At 70.6% G+C, this 12,732-nt stretch carries 10 protein-coding genes; 7 read left to right on the forward strand and 3 right to left on the reverse strand.

Annotated elements, in window-relative coordinates:
- The first annotated feature begins 629 nt into the window (after window positions 1-629).
- The 4 genes from ACH4MY_RS32665 to ACH4MY_RS32680 all read left to right on the forward strand — a co-directional run bounded on the left by ACH4MY_RS32665 (window position 630) and on the right by ACH4MY_RS32680 (window position 5,827).
- Entirely contained in the window at window positions 630-788 is a 159-nt protein-coding gene (locus tag ACH4MY_RS32665) for a hypothetical protein (RefSeq protein WP_398007658.1), read from the forward strand.
- A gap of 399 nt (window positions 789-1,187) precedes the next feature.
- On the forward strand, window positions 1,188-2,441 hold the full coding sequence (locus ACH4MY_RS32670; protein ID WP_398007905.1) for a helix-turn-helix domain-containing protein: 1,254 nt from the start codon (window positions 1,188-1,190) through the stop codon (window positions 2,439-2,441).
- Between the two features lie 306 nt (window positions 2,442-2,747).
- Window positions 2,748-3,542, forward strand: coding sequence for a toll/interleukin-1 receptor domain-containing protein (locus tag ACH4MY_RS32675; RefSeq protein WP_398007660.1), 795 nt, complete (start codon window positions 2,748-2,750; stop codon window positions 3,540-3,542).
- Window positions 3,539-5,827: a hypothetical protein gene (locus ACH4MY_RS32680; RefSeq protein ID WP_398007662.1), complete on the forward strand. Its 2,289-nt coding sequence runs from the start codon at window positions 3,539-3,541 to the stop codon at window positions 5,825-5,827. The genes ACH4MY_RS32675 and ACH4MY_RS32680 overlap by 4 nt, the downstream gene beginning before the upstream one ends.
- Window positions 5,828-6,059: 232 nt before the next feature.
- Here ACH4MY_RS32680 and ychF read toward each other — a convergent pair whose 3' ends face one another.
- Window positions 6,060-7,148, reverse strand: a complete 1,089-nt coding sequence (gene ychF / locus ACH4MY_RS32685) for a redox-regulated ATPase YchF (protein ID WP_398007664.1) — start codon at window positions 7,146-7,148, stop codon at window positions 6,060-6,062.
- Window positions 7,149-7,513: 365 nt separating this feature from the next.
- Here ychF and ACH4MY_RS32690 point away from each other — a divergent pair, with 365 nt between their 5' ends.
- A complete protein-coding gene (locus ACH4MY_RS32690; RefSeq protein ID WP_398007666.1) occupies window positions 7,514-8,047 on the forward strand; it encodes a DUF6542 domain-containing protein in 534 nt (177 codons plus the stop codon).
- Between the two features lie 48 nt (window positions 8,048-8,095).
- Here ACH4MY_RS32690 and ppgK read toward each other — a convergent pair whose 3' ends face one another.
- Window positions 8,096-8,839 carry a polyphosphate--glucose phosphotransferase gene (gene ppgK / locus ACH4MY_RS32695; protein ID WP_398007668.1) on the reverse strand — a complete coding sequence of 248 codons (744 nt, stop codon included), beginning with the start codon at window positions 8,837-8,839 and terminating at the stop codon, window positions 8,096-8,098.
- Window positions 8,840-8,880: 41 nt separating this feature from the next.
- Window positions 8,881-9,924: a 4-hydroxy-3-methylbut-2-enyl diphosphate reductase gene (locus ACH4MY_RS32700; RefSeq protein ID WP_398007670.1), complete on the reverse strand. Its 1,044-nt coding sequence runs from the start codon at window positions 9,922-9,924 to the stop codon at window positions 8,881-8,883.
- 54 nt (window positions 9,925-9,978) lie between these two features.
- On the opposite strand from ACH4MY_RS32700, the gene ACH4MY_RS32705 reads away from it, so the two are divergent.
- Together ACH4MY_RS32705 and xseA are read left to right on the forward strand one after the other, a co-directional pair.
- Window positions 9,979-11,349, forward strand: a complete 1,371-nt coding sequence (locus ACH4MY_RS32705) for an APC family permease (RefSeq protein WP_398007907.1) — start codon at window positions 9,979-9,981, stop codon at window positions 11,347-11,349.
- A 103-nt stretch (window positions 11,350-11,452) separates the two neighbouring features.
- The gene (gene xseA / locus ACH4MY_RS32710; RefSeq protein WP_398007671.1) at window positions 11,453-12,670 is read left to right on the forward strand and encodes an exodeoxyribonuclease VII large subunit; all 1,218 of its coding nucleotides are present in this window, start codon (window positions 11,453-11,455) and stop codon (window positions 12,668-12,670) included.
- Window positions 12,671-12,732: the final 62 nt, after the last annotated feature.

Raw genomic sequence — 12,732 nt, forward strand, 5'->3', positions numbered from 1 at the left:
GACGCGACAGCCGGGCCATCAGCGTGCCCGCCACCGACCCGAACAACCGAAACGGCCCGCCGAAGAAGCCGACGGACCGTCACGAAAGATCGAGGCTAATAGTCCAGCCGCGGGACCGTAAATCGTTCGACTCTGGCTCACATCCGGTGGTGACGCACGGCGACGATAGTCACGCGCAGCGATACGCCCATTCGACTCGTCGTTCAGGGCTCCGCGACTCTGGACGTGTGGGTGGAGAGGCAGCTGGCCCGGGTAGGCATCCACCGGCTCGACCAGCACTCTCGGTCGCCACCGAATGCAGGCCAGAGCCAGTTCGATTGACATACCCGACCTGATCGCCCTCCTGAGCAGCAACGACTCCACCGTCCGGGAATGGGCGGCGATGGCCCTGGCGAGCCTGGAGATCGAAGGCGCGGTCGAGCGCCTACCGTGCCTGCCTGGAACGGGCGACACCGCCGGACTGGAGCGAGCCCGCCCGACATCCGCTGGGCCCTGACCGAACTCGGCGCACGCAGCCCTGTCGCCCCTCCGCTCACAGCACGCCTCCGAGCGACCGCTACAGATGACGTCCCCGGCTGCCCTCGGCCCACTTCACCGAGATCATCAACGACCTCGCCGACCACACCCAGGTGATCCTCTACTCCCAGTTCTGGCAGGTGTACGCCAGCCGCACGTACGTCATCTCCGGCACCGATCTGGACTGGGAACCCGCATGGACCGCGCCCTGGGAGCACCTGGTCGAAGAGTCCCGCACCTGGCCCCTGCTGGGTGCCTCCGCCCCCGCCTGAATCGACCGTACCGACCTGTCCCCGGCGAGGTGGCCGATGCCGTTCCGGCACCCGCGGAGACCAGCTGCGGCTACGTAATCGAGCACTGCGACTTCGTGAAGGACGGGACCCCGCCCATGACCCCATCGCTCTCGAACACTTTGTTCCGATCATGGTCAATCCCGGTCACTCCGAGGAACGGGCGGGGAACAGCGAAGAACGAAAGAGGCAACGGGCAACACCGCCAAACCCCGATTCTCCAGACGAGGGTCGTGCCAGACTCAGTTTCGGACGCGAAGCGAAACGACGCCGTTACAGCAGGTGTTCACCGCCGGGTTTCGCGTCGATCGGTGATCGTCTGATGACGGCTCCCGTGAGGGCGGACGGCTCTCGCGGTCACTGTTCAAGGGGAGGTTGATGATGAGCACGACTTTACGTTTTGGCCCGGAACTTCGCCGTTTACGAGTGGAAGCGGGGCTGACTCTTACCGAGTTCTCCGTGGCGCTCAACTACGACAAGGGACACCTCAGCAAGGTCGAACGCGGAGAGCGTTCCCCGTCCCCCGAACTGGCCCGGCGGTGTGACGCCTTCCTCGGCGCGGACGGCGAGCTGCAGCGCCTGGTCGCCCGCCCCGAAGCAGACTCGGACTCGAGCTCCGCCGAGTCCCCCGCCGGTCCGAGCCGCTGGCTCGTCGGGCGTCGGGCAGTCCTCTCGGCGGGTACGGGAGTGCTGATCGACCTCGGCCTGAAACTCGGCGGTCAGGCGTTGTCCTCCGCCGACGACCCCCTCCTGGGCTCCTACCGCATGCAGTTCGACCAGCTGCGGAAGCTCGGCCAGTCCACCGCTCCCAAGGTCCTGCTGCCCCTGCTGGAGACACAGACCCGCATGGTCGCCGGGCTCGCCTCCGGCGCCCGGTCCGCCTCCCAGGCCCCCGCGTTTCTGCTCGCCTCACGGTTCGCGGAGTTCACCGGCTGGATGGCCCAGGAGGCCGGGGACAGCGACGCGGCACTCGGCTGGACAGGCGAGGCCGTCGAACTGGCGCGCGCCGGGGGTGACCCATACCTCAGTTCCTACGCACTGGTAAGGCGCGCCCTGGTCACCATGTACGGCGGTGACGCCGCCGGCACCGTCGCCCTGGCCCGCCGCGCCCAGAGCAGCGAACTCCCACCGCGCATCAGGGGACTCGCGGCCCAACGAGAGGCCCAAGGGCACGCGCTCGTCGGCAACGAAGTCGAATGCCTCCGCAGCCTCGACAGGGCGCGGGAACTGCTCGCCGCCGACGACGCCCTCAACGGCGCCGAACCCGTGATCGGCACCTCCCACGTGAGCGATCCGGCGGCGATGTCGACCGGCTGGTGTCTGCACGACCTCGGGCGCCCCAAGGCCGCTGCCGAGGTGCTCGACCGGGAGTACCGCCGCCTCCCGCCGCACGCGCTGCGTACCCGCGCCCGGTACGGCTTCCGCAGGTCCCTGGTACATGCCGCCTCCGGGGAGGTAGAGCACGCGTGCGCGATCGCCGGGGAGCTCCTGGGAATGATGCCGGCCGTGCCCTCGGCGACGGTGAACAGCGACGTCCGACGCCTCGCGCGGGAACTGTCCCGGTTCCGGAGCAGCCGCGCCGTACGTGATCTGCAGCCCGCGCTGGCACGCGTACTCGCCCCCGCGCACAGCTGACAGTCGCTCCACGACCGAGACGGACTCGAGCCGCCCGGCTCGCCCCACTACCCGCCCCCTCCGGCCCTCCGGATCCCATGATCCCCGCAGGCCTCTCTGGTTCCCGCCCGACGCGTCGCATCGCGCCTTCCGGCTTCTCCGGGCTGCCCGCAGCCAGTGACGCACAGCCGGTGCCCCTCCATTTATATGCCCTCCCGTGGACGCGCCATGCCGTCACACGGTCGGGACCCCTGACTCGGCGAACCGGAACCCCGGTCCACAGCCCCGTGTCCGTTCATTCGTTTTTCTCTCACGAAGGGAACCTTCATGCCCGACGTCTTCGTCAACTACCGCACAGGGGACGAGGAATCCGCCGCGACCATGATCGCCCGGGAACTCGCCCGGAGGTTCGGCGACGAGCGGATCTTCTTCGCCAGCAATTCGATTGATCCCGGACGCCGTTTCCCGGCGGAACTGGTCAGGGCGGTGGAGGAGTGCGAGGCGCTCCTCGCCGTGATCGGCCCGCGCTGGGCGGAGGTACGGGGGACCGACGGCCGCCCCGCGCTCGAAGCCGAACAGGACTGGACCCGTCGCGAGATCCAGACCGCGCTCGACCGCGGGATCCTGGTGATTCCCGTGCTCGTCGGAAAGGCCACGCGGATCGACCGCACCGTCCTTCCTGACGATCTGCTGGAGCTGGCGGACTTCCAGTACAGGCGGTTCGACCACCGCAACGCCGAGTCGGACCTGACGACGCTCGGGGACACCCTCGCCCGGCTGCTGCCCGAGCTGAGCAGGGCGGACCGCGAAAGCCGTGCGGCAAGGGAGCGGACGGAGGCGAAGTCACGCGAGAAGTCGGCCCGGGACACCGGGCACATCAGGATGCGGACGCGTGACGTCGAACAGCGCGTGCGCGGCGGCATCGGAAACCTCAACGGAGACATGTTCGGCACCTTCGTCAACGAGCCGCAGGGGCCCGTGAACACCGGCCGGGGCCACCAGTACAACGCACCTCACTTCGAGGGCGACAACACCGGGGTCCAGTTCACCGCCGGCGACAACAGCGGTACGGTCCACCAGCGCTTCGAGCGCGAGCGCCGGCGCTCGGACGACGGGCGATGACCGAGCAGGACCGCGTCACCGTCAACGATCCGCGCGGCCCGGTGAACAACGGCGAGGGGCCCCAGTACGTCTTCTACGGCGCCGCCACAGACTGGATGACCCGCAAAGGGGTCGAGTCCCTCCGGATCGCCCGCGAGGACCGGGTGCGCCTGGCCAACCGGTTCGTTCCCCCCAGGGGCTACCGCATCGCCGCCGACCACCTGGAGAAACCGGGGTCGGTGGTGCTGCTGGAGGGCCCGCCCGGCAGCGGCCGCCGTGCCGCGGCGATCATGCTGCTGCACGGGTTCGGTGAGGACAGGAGCGCCGACGAGGAAAGGGTCCGGGTCGAGGAGCTTCCCGCCACGGCCAAGGACGAGAACAGGAACGACAAGCCACTCACCCCCGGTGAGGGGGACCGCTTCCTTCTCGACCTCTCCGGGATCACCGACGAAGAGGAGTACACCAGGGCTCAGCACCATCTGGCCGTGCACCGGTCGAAGGTCCAGGAGGCGGGGGCCCACATGGTCGTCGTCCTGCCGTCGGTCATGGAGCACGCCCATGCGCCGGACTTCGAACCGCACAGGGTGAAGCTGGAGCGCCCCCGGGGCGTCACTGTCGTCACCCGGTACCTCCGCATGGACCGGATGGCCTTCCACCCTGCGGATCTGAGGAGCGCCGACCTCCAGCGCCTGTGTGACCGCTCCCCCATGCGGGAACTGGCGCGACTCGCGGGGCTGGTGAAGGCCGCCCGCGACAGTGGCCGATTCGGATCCGACTTCGCGGGATGGCTCGACCAGGCGATACACGCGGTGACCGACCGTGCCGGTGAGGTGGGTCAGCAGATGGTCGCGGTCCGCACCGCGCCCGAGCGGGCCCTGCTGCTCGCGGCGGCAGTGTTCGAGGGAGCTCGCGCCGACACCGTTTACGAGGCATGGCAAGGCCTGTTGAAGGAGGTGGGGCACAAGGAGGAGGTGACCTCCGAGTTCGCGCAGGCGGACTTCGGGGAGCGGTTGAAAGCGCTCGGGATCGAACGGGCCCCGGACGGGCGACTCCGCTTCGAGCGGCTGGCCTACGCCGACGCGGTGCGGACGTACTTCTGGGCGAACTTCCCCGGGGTGCGCAACGGCCTCAGGGACTGGATCGGCTCTGCCGCCGAGCTGGACGGCCTGACCACCGACGACCAGGTGGACGTCGTCGTCCGCTTCGGCGAGCGGTCCCTGGCCGTCCGGCGGCCCGACGACCTCTTCGGCCTCGTGGTGCGCTGGGCGAACGACGCGGCCAGGGCGTCCGGCGATCCGCGAGCCGCGACAGCTCTCGAACTCGGTCTCCGCCACGAGGAGTTCGGGGGTTGGTTCCGCAGGCGGATATACGAGTGCGTCACGAGGTCCGGCTCCTTGTCTGACGGCCTGGCCTGTGTCCTGACAACCGCCTGTCACCAGAGCCTCGGCGCGACGCACCCAGATCAAGCAGTGGTGCGCCTCCACCACCTCGCCGTACGGAGGGAGGGGGCAGCGCACGGGGCCCGGAAAGCGCTTCTCGACCTCACCGGCCGTGACCGTCGGCTCTACCGGCTGCTGATCGACCGCCTGCGGGACCGGGCCCGTCAGGAACAACCCGGGGCACATTCCCATCTCCACCTGCTCGCAGAGCTGTTGAGGAGCGACCGAGCGCCGGACCCACCCCGCTGGCCGGACCTGTTCCTGGGCTGGAAGACGGTGTTCTCGCAATCGCCGACGGAACTCTGGAACCCGCTGGTGAACAGCTGGCTGGACGCCGTGGCGGACGACCGCACGCAAGAGATGGCGCTGACCGTGATGGTCAGGGCGACGCACGGCCGCACGGCCGCCCTCCACCGCCTCTACGTCATCGCCTGCGGCTGGGCACGGTCTGCGCGCCACCCATCCCGGGCGGCCGTCGCCGCCCTCTTCTGGCGGCACATCGAGAGGTTCTTGAAAACGGAGGGGCTGGACGAGGCTGCCGACGAGATCAGGCGGGCCTTTGGCCTGGGTCCCGACGAGAGCCCGGAGGACGAGCCTTCGGGCGAGGGGAACACCGCCGGCCCCTGGCCGCCCCGCTCACCGTCCCCCGAGGGCCCGCCGTTCACCGACCCGGACGCGGCCCCTGGTGCGAGCACGTTCACACCGAGGACGGCAGGGGGCAGCGCAAACGCCGAGGACCGGGGTCGAGGTCGGTGGGAGACGGGCGAGGAAGATACTCCGTCTCCGCACTTCTGGGACCTGTCTCACAGCCCGCACCGGCCCGCCGAACCTGGCCCATGGGACGAGGACGACGAGAACAGGATCTGATCCGGTAGACGGTCGGCTCTCCGAGGCTCCCCTTCGCCGCACACCGCGGCAGGGGAGCGTCCACCCGCCCCCAGTCCCCTTGCGCACAGCCACGAGAAACGGCGATGCAAAGACAGAGGTCCGAGGAGCAGGATTCCCGGCACGGGAAACAGCAGGGGGCCGGCTCCCTGAAGGCCGGTCCCCCCGTCCTCCGCGAACACAACGAAGGGCCTGACTTGCAGTAACGCTGCGATCACACGTTGAAGCGGAACTCCACGACATCGCCGTCCTGCATGACGTACTCCTTGCCCTCCATGCGGGCCTTGCCCTTCGAGCGGGCCTCGGCGACCGAGCCGGTCTCGACGAGGTCGGCGAAGGAGATGACCTCGGCCTTGATGAAGCCCTTCTGGAAGTCGGTGTGGATGACACCGGCCGCCTCGGGGGCCGTCGCGCCCTGCTTGATCGTCCAGGCGCGGGATTCCTTCGGGCCTGCCGTCAGGTAGGTCTGGAGGCCGAGGGTGGCGAAGCCGACGCGGGCGAGGGTGGCCAGGCCGGGCTCCTCGGCGCCGACGGACTGGAGGAGCTCCATGGCGTCCTCCTCGTCCAGCTCGGCCAGGTCCTGCTCCAGCTTGGCGTTGAGGAAGATCGCCTCCGCCGGGGCGACCAGCGCGCTCTGCTCCGCCTTGAAGGCGTCGTCCGTCAGCTCGTCCTCGTCCACGTTGAAGACGTAGAGGAACGGCTTGGCGGTGAGGAGGTGGAGGTCGTGGAGGAGCTCCGCCTTCTCCGAGCCCTGGACGATGCCCTGCGAGAAGAGGGTGTCGCCCTTCTCCAGGATCGCCTGGGCGGCCTCGACCGCGGCGACCTTGGGCGCCACGTCCTTCTTGATGCGCACCTCCTTCTGGAGGCGCGGGAGGACCTTCTCGATCGTCTGGAGGTCCGCGAGGATCAGCTCCGTGTTGATCGTCTCGATGTCGTCCTTCGGCGAGACCTTGCCGTCGACGTGCACGACGTTCTCGTCCTTGAAGGCGCGGATGACCTGGCAGATCGCATCCGACTCACGGATGTTCGCCAGGAACTTGTTGCCGAGACCCTCACCCTCGCTCGCGCCGCGCACGATGCCCGCGATGTCGACGAAGTCGACCGTCGCCGGGAGGATGCGCTGGGAGCTGAAGATCTCCGCGAGCTTGGTCAGGCGGGCGTCGGGGACACCGACGACGCCGACGTTGGGCTCGATCGTGGCGAACGGGTAGTTGGCCGCCAGCACGTCGTTCTTGGTCAGGGCGTTGAACAGGGTCGACTTGCCGACATTCGGCAGACCGACGATTCCGATCGTGAGCGACACGGTGGCGACTTCCTGAAGTGTGGACGGGGGGCCGATCCCCCAGTTTACGGGCGGGCCGAACCGGCCAGTGACGCCGACCTTCGGTCGTTCTCGGGCGCAAGGTCACCCAAAGGGCGTGTCCCGGACCCGGTTCCCGCCCTCTCCCGACCTACGTTGGTGGAGTGGAGCAGCACAGGACAAGTCAGCCGCAAGGCCGCCGACGGCCGCAAACCCCCGTCACGCCGCCCGTCACGCCACCGGCCGCGCTCGTGGAGGGCGCGACCGTGTACCGCGTGACCGGCCGGACCCGGCGGGGTCCCGGTGGCGCCCGTGTCCAGCGTGCCGGAGCACCCGGAGTGCCGGGGGGACCTTCCGCGCGACGGCCCGTGCCGCCCGTCGTCCTCGCCCTGCGGCGCCTCCCCCAGCCCCGCCTCACCGGGCTGGGCGCCGGGCTCTTCGCCTCCGCCGTCATGCTGACGCTCGGCTTCCTCGACCTGCTGCTCCTCGACGGCTCCCCCGTCGTCTACGGGCTGCTGTTCCTGCCGGTCAGCGCTCTGACCGCGCTCTGGGTGCGTACCGCCGACCTGGTCACCGCGCCCATCGGCGTGCCCATCGCCTTCGCCGTCGGCGTCGTCCCCATCGCGGGCGGCACGGGCGGCTTCGGCGGCCAGGCCATGGCCGTCGTGACCGCCCTCGCCGTGCACGCCGGCTGGCTCTACGGCGGCACCCTCGTCGCCGGGCTCATCGCGAGCGTCCGGAAGGTGCGGGAGATGGGCCGGCGCCAGCACCTCGCCCGGTCGTCCGCCGCCGGTGCCGGTGGGGCGGCCGGTACTGCCGGGGCGCCTTCCGTGGCCGGTGAGGCCCCGGGCGGCCGTGGTGGCCCGGGCGGAGCCCCCGCCCGCCGCCGCCCCGTCGCCTAGCCGGTACGCACGCCGGGACCGTCCGTGAGGCCGGTCCCGTACGGCTCCCTAGACCGCCCCCGCCGCCATCCCCGCCCCCACGATCCCCGCGTTGTTCTGGAGTTCCGCCGGGACGATCTCCGCGCGGATGCCCTCGATGAGCGGCAGGAACCTGTCCGCCTTCCGGCTCACGCCGCCGCCGATGATGAACAGCTCAGGCGAGAACAGCATCTCCACGTGCGCGAGGTACTTCCGGACCCGGCGGGTCGCCCAGTGTTCCCAGCTGAGGTCCTCGTCCTCCTTGGCCTTCGTCGACGCCCTGGTCTCGGCGTCGTGGCCCTTGAGCTCCAGATGGCCCAGTTCCGTGTTCGGGACGAGGCGGCCGTCGACGAAGACGGCCGAGCCGATGCCCGTGCCGAGGGTCAGCATGATCACGGTGCCCTTGCGGCCCCGGCCCGCGCCGAAGGTCATCTCGGCGATCCCGGCGGCGTCGGCGTCGTTCAGGACCGTCACGGGGAGGCCGCCCAGGCGGGTGCCGATGAGCGCGCCGGCGTCCACGCCGATCCACGACTTGTCGACGTTCGCGGCCGTACGGATGGTGGAGCCGGTCACCACCCCGGGGAAGGTCACCCCCACGGGTCCGGTCCAGCCGAAGTGCTCCACGACCTCCGCGACGCAGCCCGCCACACCGTCGGGTGTGGCGGGCTGCGGGGTCAGCACCTTGTGGCGCTCCTCGGCCAGCGCCCCGCGCTCCAGGTCCACGGGAGCGCCCTTGATGCCCGAGCCGCCGATGTCCACTCCGAAGACGTTCATGGAATCCACGGTACGGGCTGGGGCGCGGTGCTACTGCTCGACTACTCCTGGACGCGCGCGCCCGTGCCGAGCTTCTCGGCGACGGCCCGCAGGTCCTTGTTGCGGAGCTCCTTGGGCAGCGAGAAGGTGAGGGACTCGTCGGCCGTCTTGACGATCTCCACGTCCGCGTAGCCGCGCTCGGAGAGCCACTCCAGGACCTCCTGCACCAGGATGTCCGGGACGGAGGCGCCGGAGGAGAGGCCGACGCTGGTGACGCCCTCCAGCCAGGCCTCGTCGATCTCGCTGGCGAAGTCGACCAGGTACGCGGCGGGGACGCCGGCCTGCTTGGCGACCTCGACCATGCGGATCGAGTTGGAGGAGTTCCTGGAGCCGACGACGATCACCAGCTCGGCCTGGCCGGCCAGCTCCTTGATCGCGATCTGGCGGTTCTGCGTGGCGTAGCAGATGTCGTCGGACGGCGGGGAGATCAGCTGCGGGAACTTCTCCTTCAGCGCGTCGACCGTCTCCATCGTCTCGTCGACCGAGAGCGTGGTCTGGGAGAGCCAGACGACCCGGGAGGGGTCGCGGACCTCGATCTTGGCCACGTCGTCCGGGCCGTCGACGAGCTGGATGTGGTCGGGGGCCTCGCCGGACGTGCCGATGACCTCCTCGTGGCCCTCGTGGCCGATGAGGAGGATGTCGAAGTCCTCGTTGGCGAAGCGGACGGCTTCCTTGTGGACCTTGGTGACCAGCGGGCAGGTGGCGTCGATGGTCGCGAGCCGGCCCTGACGGGCCTCCTCGTGGACGGCCGGGGCGACGCCGTGCGCGGAGAACATCACGATGTTGCCCGGCGGCACCTCGGTCGCCTGGTCGACGAAGATCGCGCCCTTCCGCTCCAGGGTCTGGACGACGTACTTGTTGTGGACGATCTCGTGCCGGACGTAGATCGGCGCCCCGTACTGCTCCAGGGCCTTCTCCACCGCGATCACGGCACGGTCCACGCCCGCGCAGTAGCCGCGGGGAGCGGCGAGCAGGACACGCTTCGGGCGGTTCGTCGCGGAGGCGGAATCGGGCGTCGGCGCGGGCGTTGCAGTCATGCGTCCCATCGTAAGGCCGCGTCGGTGAGCGGTTTGATCGGCACCGTGGCCGAAACTGTGGCCATGGCCGAGGAATCGCAGGTGGCGGCACACGGGGAAGACGCGGAACACACGGGGCTCCGCCGGAACCTCGGGTTCCGAGATCTGGTCGTCTACGGACTGCTCTTCATCGCTCCCATGGCCCCCGTCGGCGTCTTCGGCACGCTCGACGCGAAGTCCGGCGGCGCGGTCGCGCTGGTGTACGTCGTGGCCACGGTCGCCATGGCGTTCACGGCGTTCAGTTACGCGCAGATGGTGCGGGTCGCACCGCAAGCCGGCTCCGTCTTCACGTACGCGCGCAAGGGCCTCGGAGAAGGGCCGGGATTCATCGCCGGATGGATGGCGATGCTCGACTACCTGCTCATCCCGGCCGTCGCCTATCTCTTCGCGGGCATCGCGATGGAGGCACTGGTCCCGGAGGTGGACCGGTGGGTGTGGACCGGGATCGCCGTGGTCGTCACCACCCTGCTCAACCTCTGGGGCGTACGGGCCGCGGCCCGGGTCGGCTTCACGGTGCTCGCGATGGAGATCGTCGTCCTGCTGGTCTTCGTCGTCTCGGCCGTCGTGGTCCTCGTCCAGGACGGGACGCGGCGCGACTGGTGGTCGCCGCTCACCGGCGACGCCTCCTTCTCGCTCGCCGCCGTGGTGGGCGCGGTGTCGGTGGCGGTCCTCTCCTACCTGGGCTTCGACGCGATCGCCTCCTTCGCCGAGGAGGTGACGGGCGGCTCGGCGAAGGTGGCGCGGGCGGTGCTGTTCTGCCTGGCCCTCGCGGGCGTCCTCTTCGTCGCCCAGTCCTGGCTGGTGGCGCTCCTCGAACCGGTCTCCTCGGCCGAGCTCGCGGCGGACCCCGGGAAGCAGGGCTCGGCCTTCTACGACGCCGTGGACATCTCGGTGGGCGACTGGCTGCACGACCTGGTCGCCGTCTCCAAGGCGATCGGCGCGGCCTTCGCGGCGCTCGCGGGGCAGGCGGCCGGCGCCCGGCTGCTCTTCGCGATGGGCCGCGACCGGCGCCTGCCGCACCTGCTCTCCCGGACGGACGGGGGCGTGCCGCGGGTGGCTCTGCTGGTGGCGGCGACGGTGACGATGATCGCGGCCGTGTGGGCGGCCCGCCGGGACGACGGCCTCGACCACCTGGTGTCGGTGGTCGACGTGGGCGCCCTGACGGCCTTCGTCCTGCTGCACGCGAGCGTGGTGGGCTGGTTCGCCGTGAAGCGGGCCGAGGGGCCGCCGGACAAGCTGAAGCACATCGTCCTGCCGGTGATCGGCGCGGCGATCCTGATCGCGGTGATCGTGGAGGCCTCGGTCGCCGCGCAGGTGGTGGGTGTGGTGTGGCTGGGGGTGGGCCTGATCGTCCTGGCCGTGCAGGGGACGACGCGAGCGCCCGCGCGACGCTGAGCTGGTTGTGGCTGGGCTGGGCTGGGCTGGCCGTGGCGGGCTCGCCCGGGCCGGGGTGGCGCGCGGTCCTGACGTTGTCGTACGGCGCGGTTACGCTCGGTCCATGGCTTTGACTACGTCCGCCGAAGCACCGCTTCCCGTCGGTGAGGTCTCCCGGCTGATCGGGGGGTGGATCGACCGGCTCGGGGCGATCTGGGTCGAGGGGCAGATCACCCAGCTGTCCCGCCGCCCGGGCGCCGGAGTCGTCTTCCTGACGCTGCGGGATCCCTCGTACGACATCTCCATCGGCGTCACCTGCTACCGCCAGGTCTTCGACGCCGTCGCGGACGTGGTGTCGGAGGGCGCGCGGGTCGTCGTGCGCGCCAAGCCCGAGTGGTACGCGCCGCGCGGGCAGCTGTCGCTGCGGGCGGTGGAGATCAAGCCGGTCGGGATCGGCGAGCTGCTCGCCCGGCTCGAGCAGCTGAAGCGGAGCCTGGCGTCTGAGGGGCTCTTCGCGCTGGACCGGAAGAAGCCGCTGCCGTTCCTGCCGCACCGGATCGGGCTCGTCTGCGGCCGTGCGTCGGCGGCGGAGCGGGACGTCCTGGAGAACGCGCGGCGGCGCTGGCCGGCCGTCGCCTTCGAGGTGCGGAACGTGGCGGTGCAGGGCGTGAAGGCCGTGCCACAGGTCGTCCAGGCGGTCCAGGAGCTCGACGCCCACGAGGACGTCGACGTGATCATCGTCGCCCGGGGCGGCGGCAGCGTCGAGGACCTGCTGCCGTTCTCGGACGAGCAGCTCGTCCGGGCCGTCGCCGAGTGCCGTACGCCGGTGGTCTCGGCGATCGGGCACGAGCCGGACGCGCCCCTCCTCGACCTGGTGGCCGATCTGCGCGCCTCGACGCCGACGGACGCGGCCAAGAAGGTCGTCCCGGACGTCGGCGAGGAGCTGGACCGGGTGCGGGGGCTGCGGGACCGGGCCCTGCGGACCGTACGGGGGCTCCTCGACCGGGAGGAGCGCGGACTCGCGCACGCGCTCGCGCGGCCCGTCATGGAGCATCCGCAGCGCATGGTCGAGGTCCGCGAGGACGAGCTCGTCGCGCTGCTCGCGCGGAGCCGGCGCGTCCTCGGGCATCTCCTGGACCGGGCGGACTCCGAGCTGTCGCACACGCGGGCGCGGGTCCGGGCGCTGTCGCCCGCCGCGACGATGGAGCGGGGGTACGCGGTGATCCAGCGGGCGGACGGCACGGTGGTCCGCTCCCCCGAGGAGGTCGCGGAGGGCGAGGAGCTGCGGGCCCGGGTCGCCGAGGGCGAGTTCGCGGTGCGCCGCGTGGCCGACCCGGCCTGAGCGGGACCTCGAACCGGCGCGGGCCGGTTCGCCGAAGACATGAGTGGGAACCGGACACGGAG

The sequence above is a fragment of the Streptomyces sp. NPDC017246 genome, from assembly GCF_044331325.1.
Classification (GTDB): domain Bacteria; phylum Actinomycetota; class Actinomycetes; order Streptomycetales; family Streptomycetaceae; genus Streptomyces.

Bases quoted from the DNA above. Each gene is read 5' to 3' on its own strand.
- ACH4MY_RS32670 (WP_398007905.1), top strand. From the start codon at position 1,188: ATGAGCACGACTTTACGTTTTGGCCCGGAACTTCGCCGTTTACGAGTG.
- ACH4MY_RS32675 (WP_398007660.1), top strand. From the start codon at position 2,748: ATGCCCGACGTCTTCGTCAACTACCGCACAGGGGACGAGGAATCCGCC.
- ACH4MY_RS32680 (WP_398007662.1), top strand. From the start codon at position 3,539: ATGACCGAGCAGGACCGCGTCACCGTCAACGATCCGCGCGGCCCGGTG.
- ppgK (WP_398007668.1), bottom strand. From the start codon at position 8,839: ATGAACGTCTTCGGAGTGGACATCGGCGGCTCGGGCATCAAGGGCGCT.
- ACH4MY_RS32700 (WP_398007670.1), bottom strand. From the start codon at position 9,924: ATGGGACGCATGACTGCAACGCCCGCGCCGACGCCCGATTCCGCCTCC.
- ACH4MY_RS32705 (WP_398007907.1), top strand. From the start codon at position 9,979: ATGGCCGAGGAATCGCAGGTGGCGGCACACGGGGAAGACGCGGAACAC.
- xseA (WP_398007671.1), top strand. From the start codon at position 11,453: ATGGCTTTGACTACGTCCGCCGAAGCACCGCTTCCCGTCGGTGAGGTC.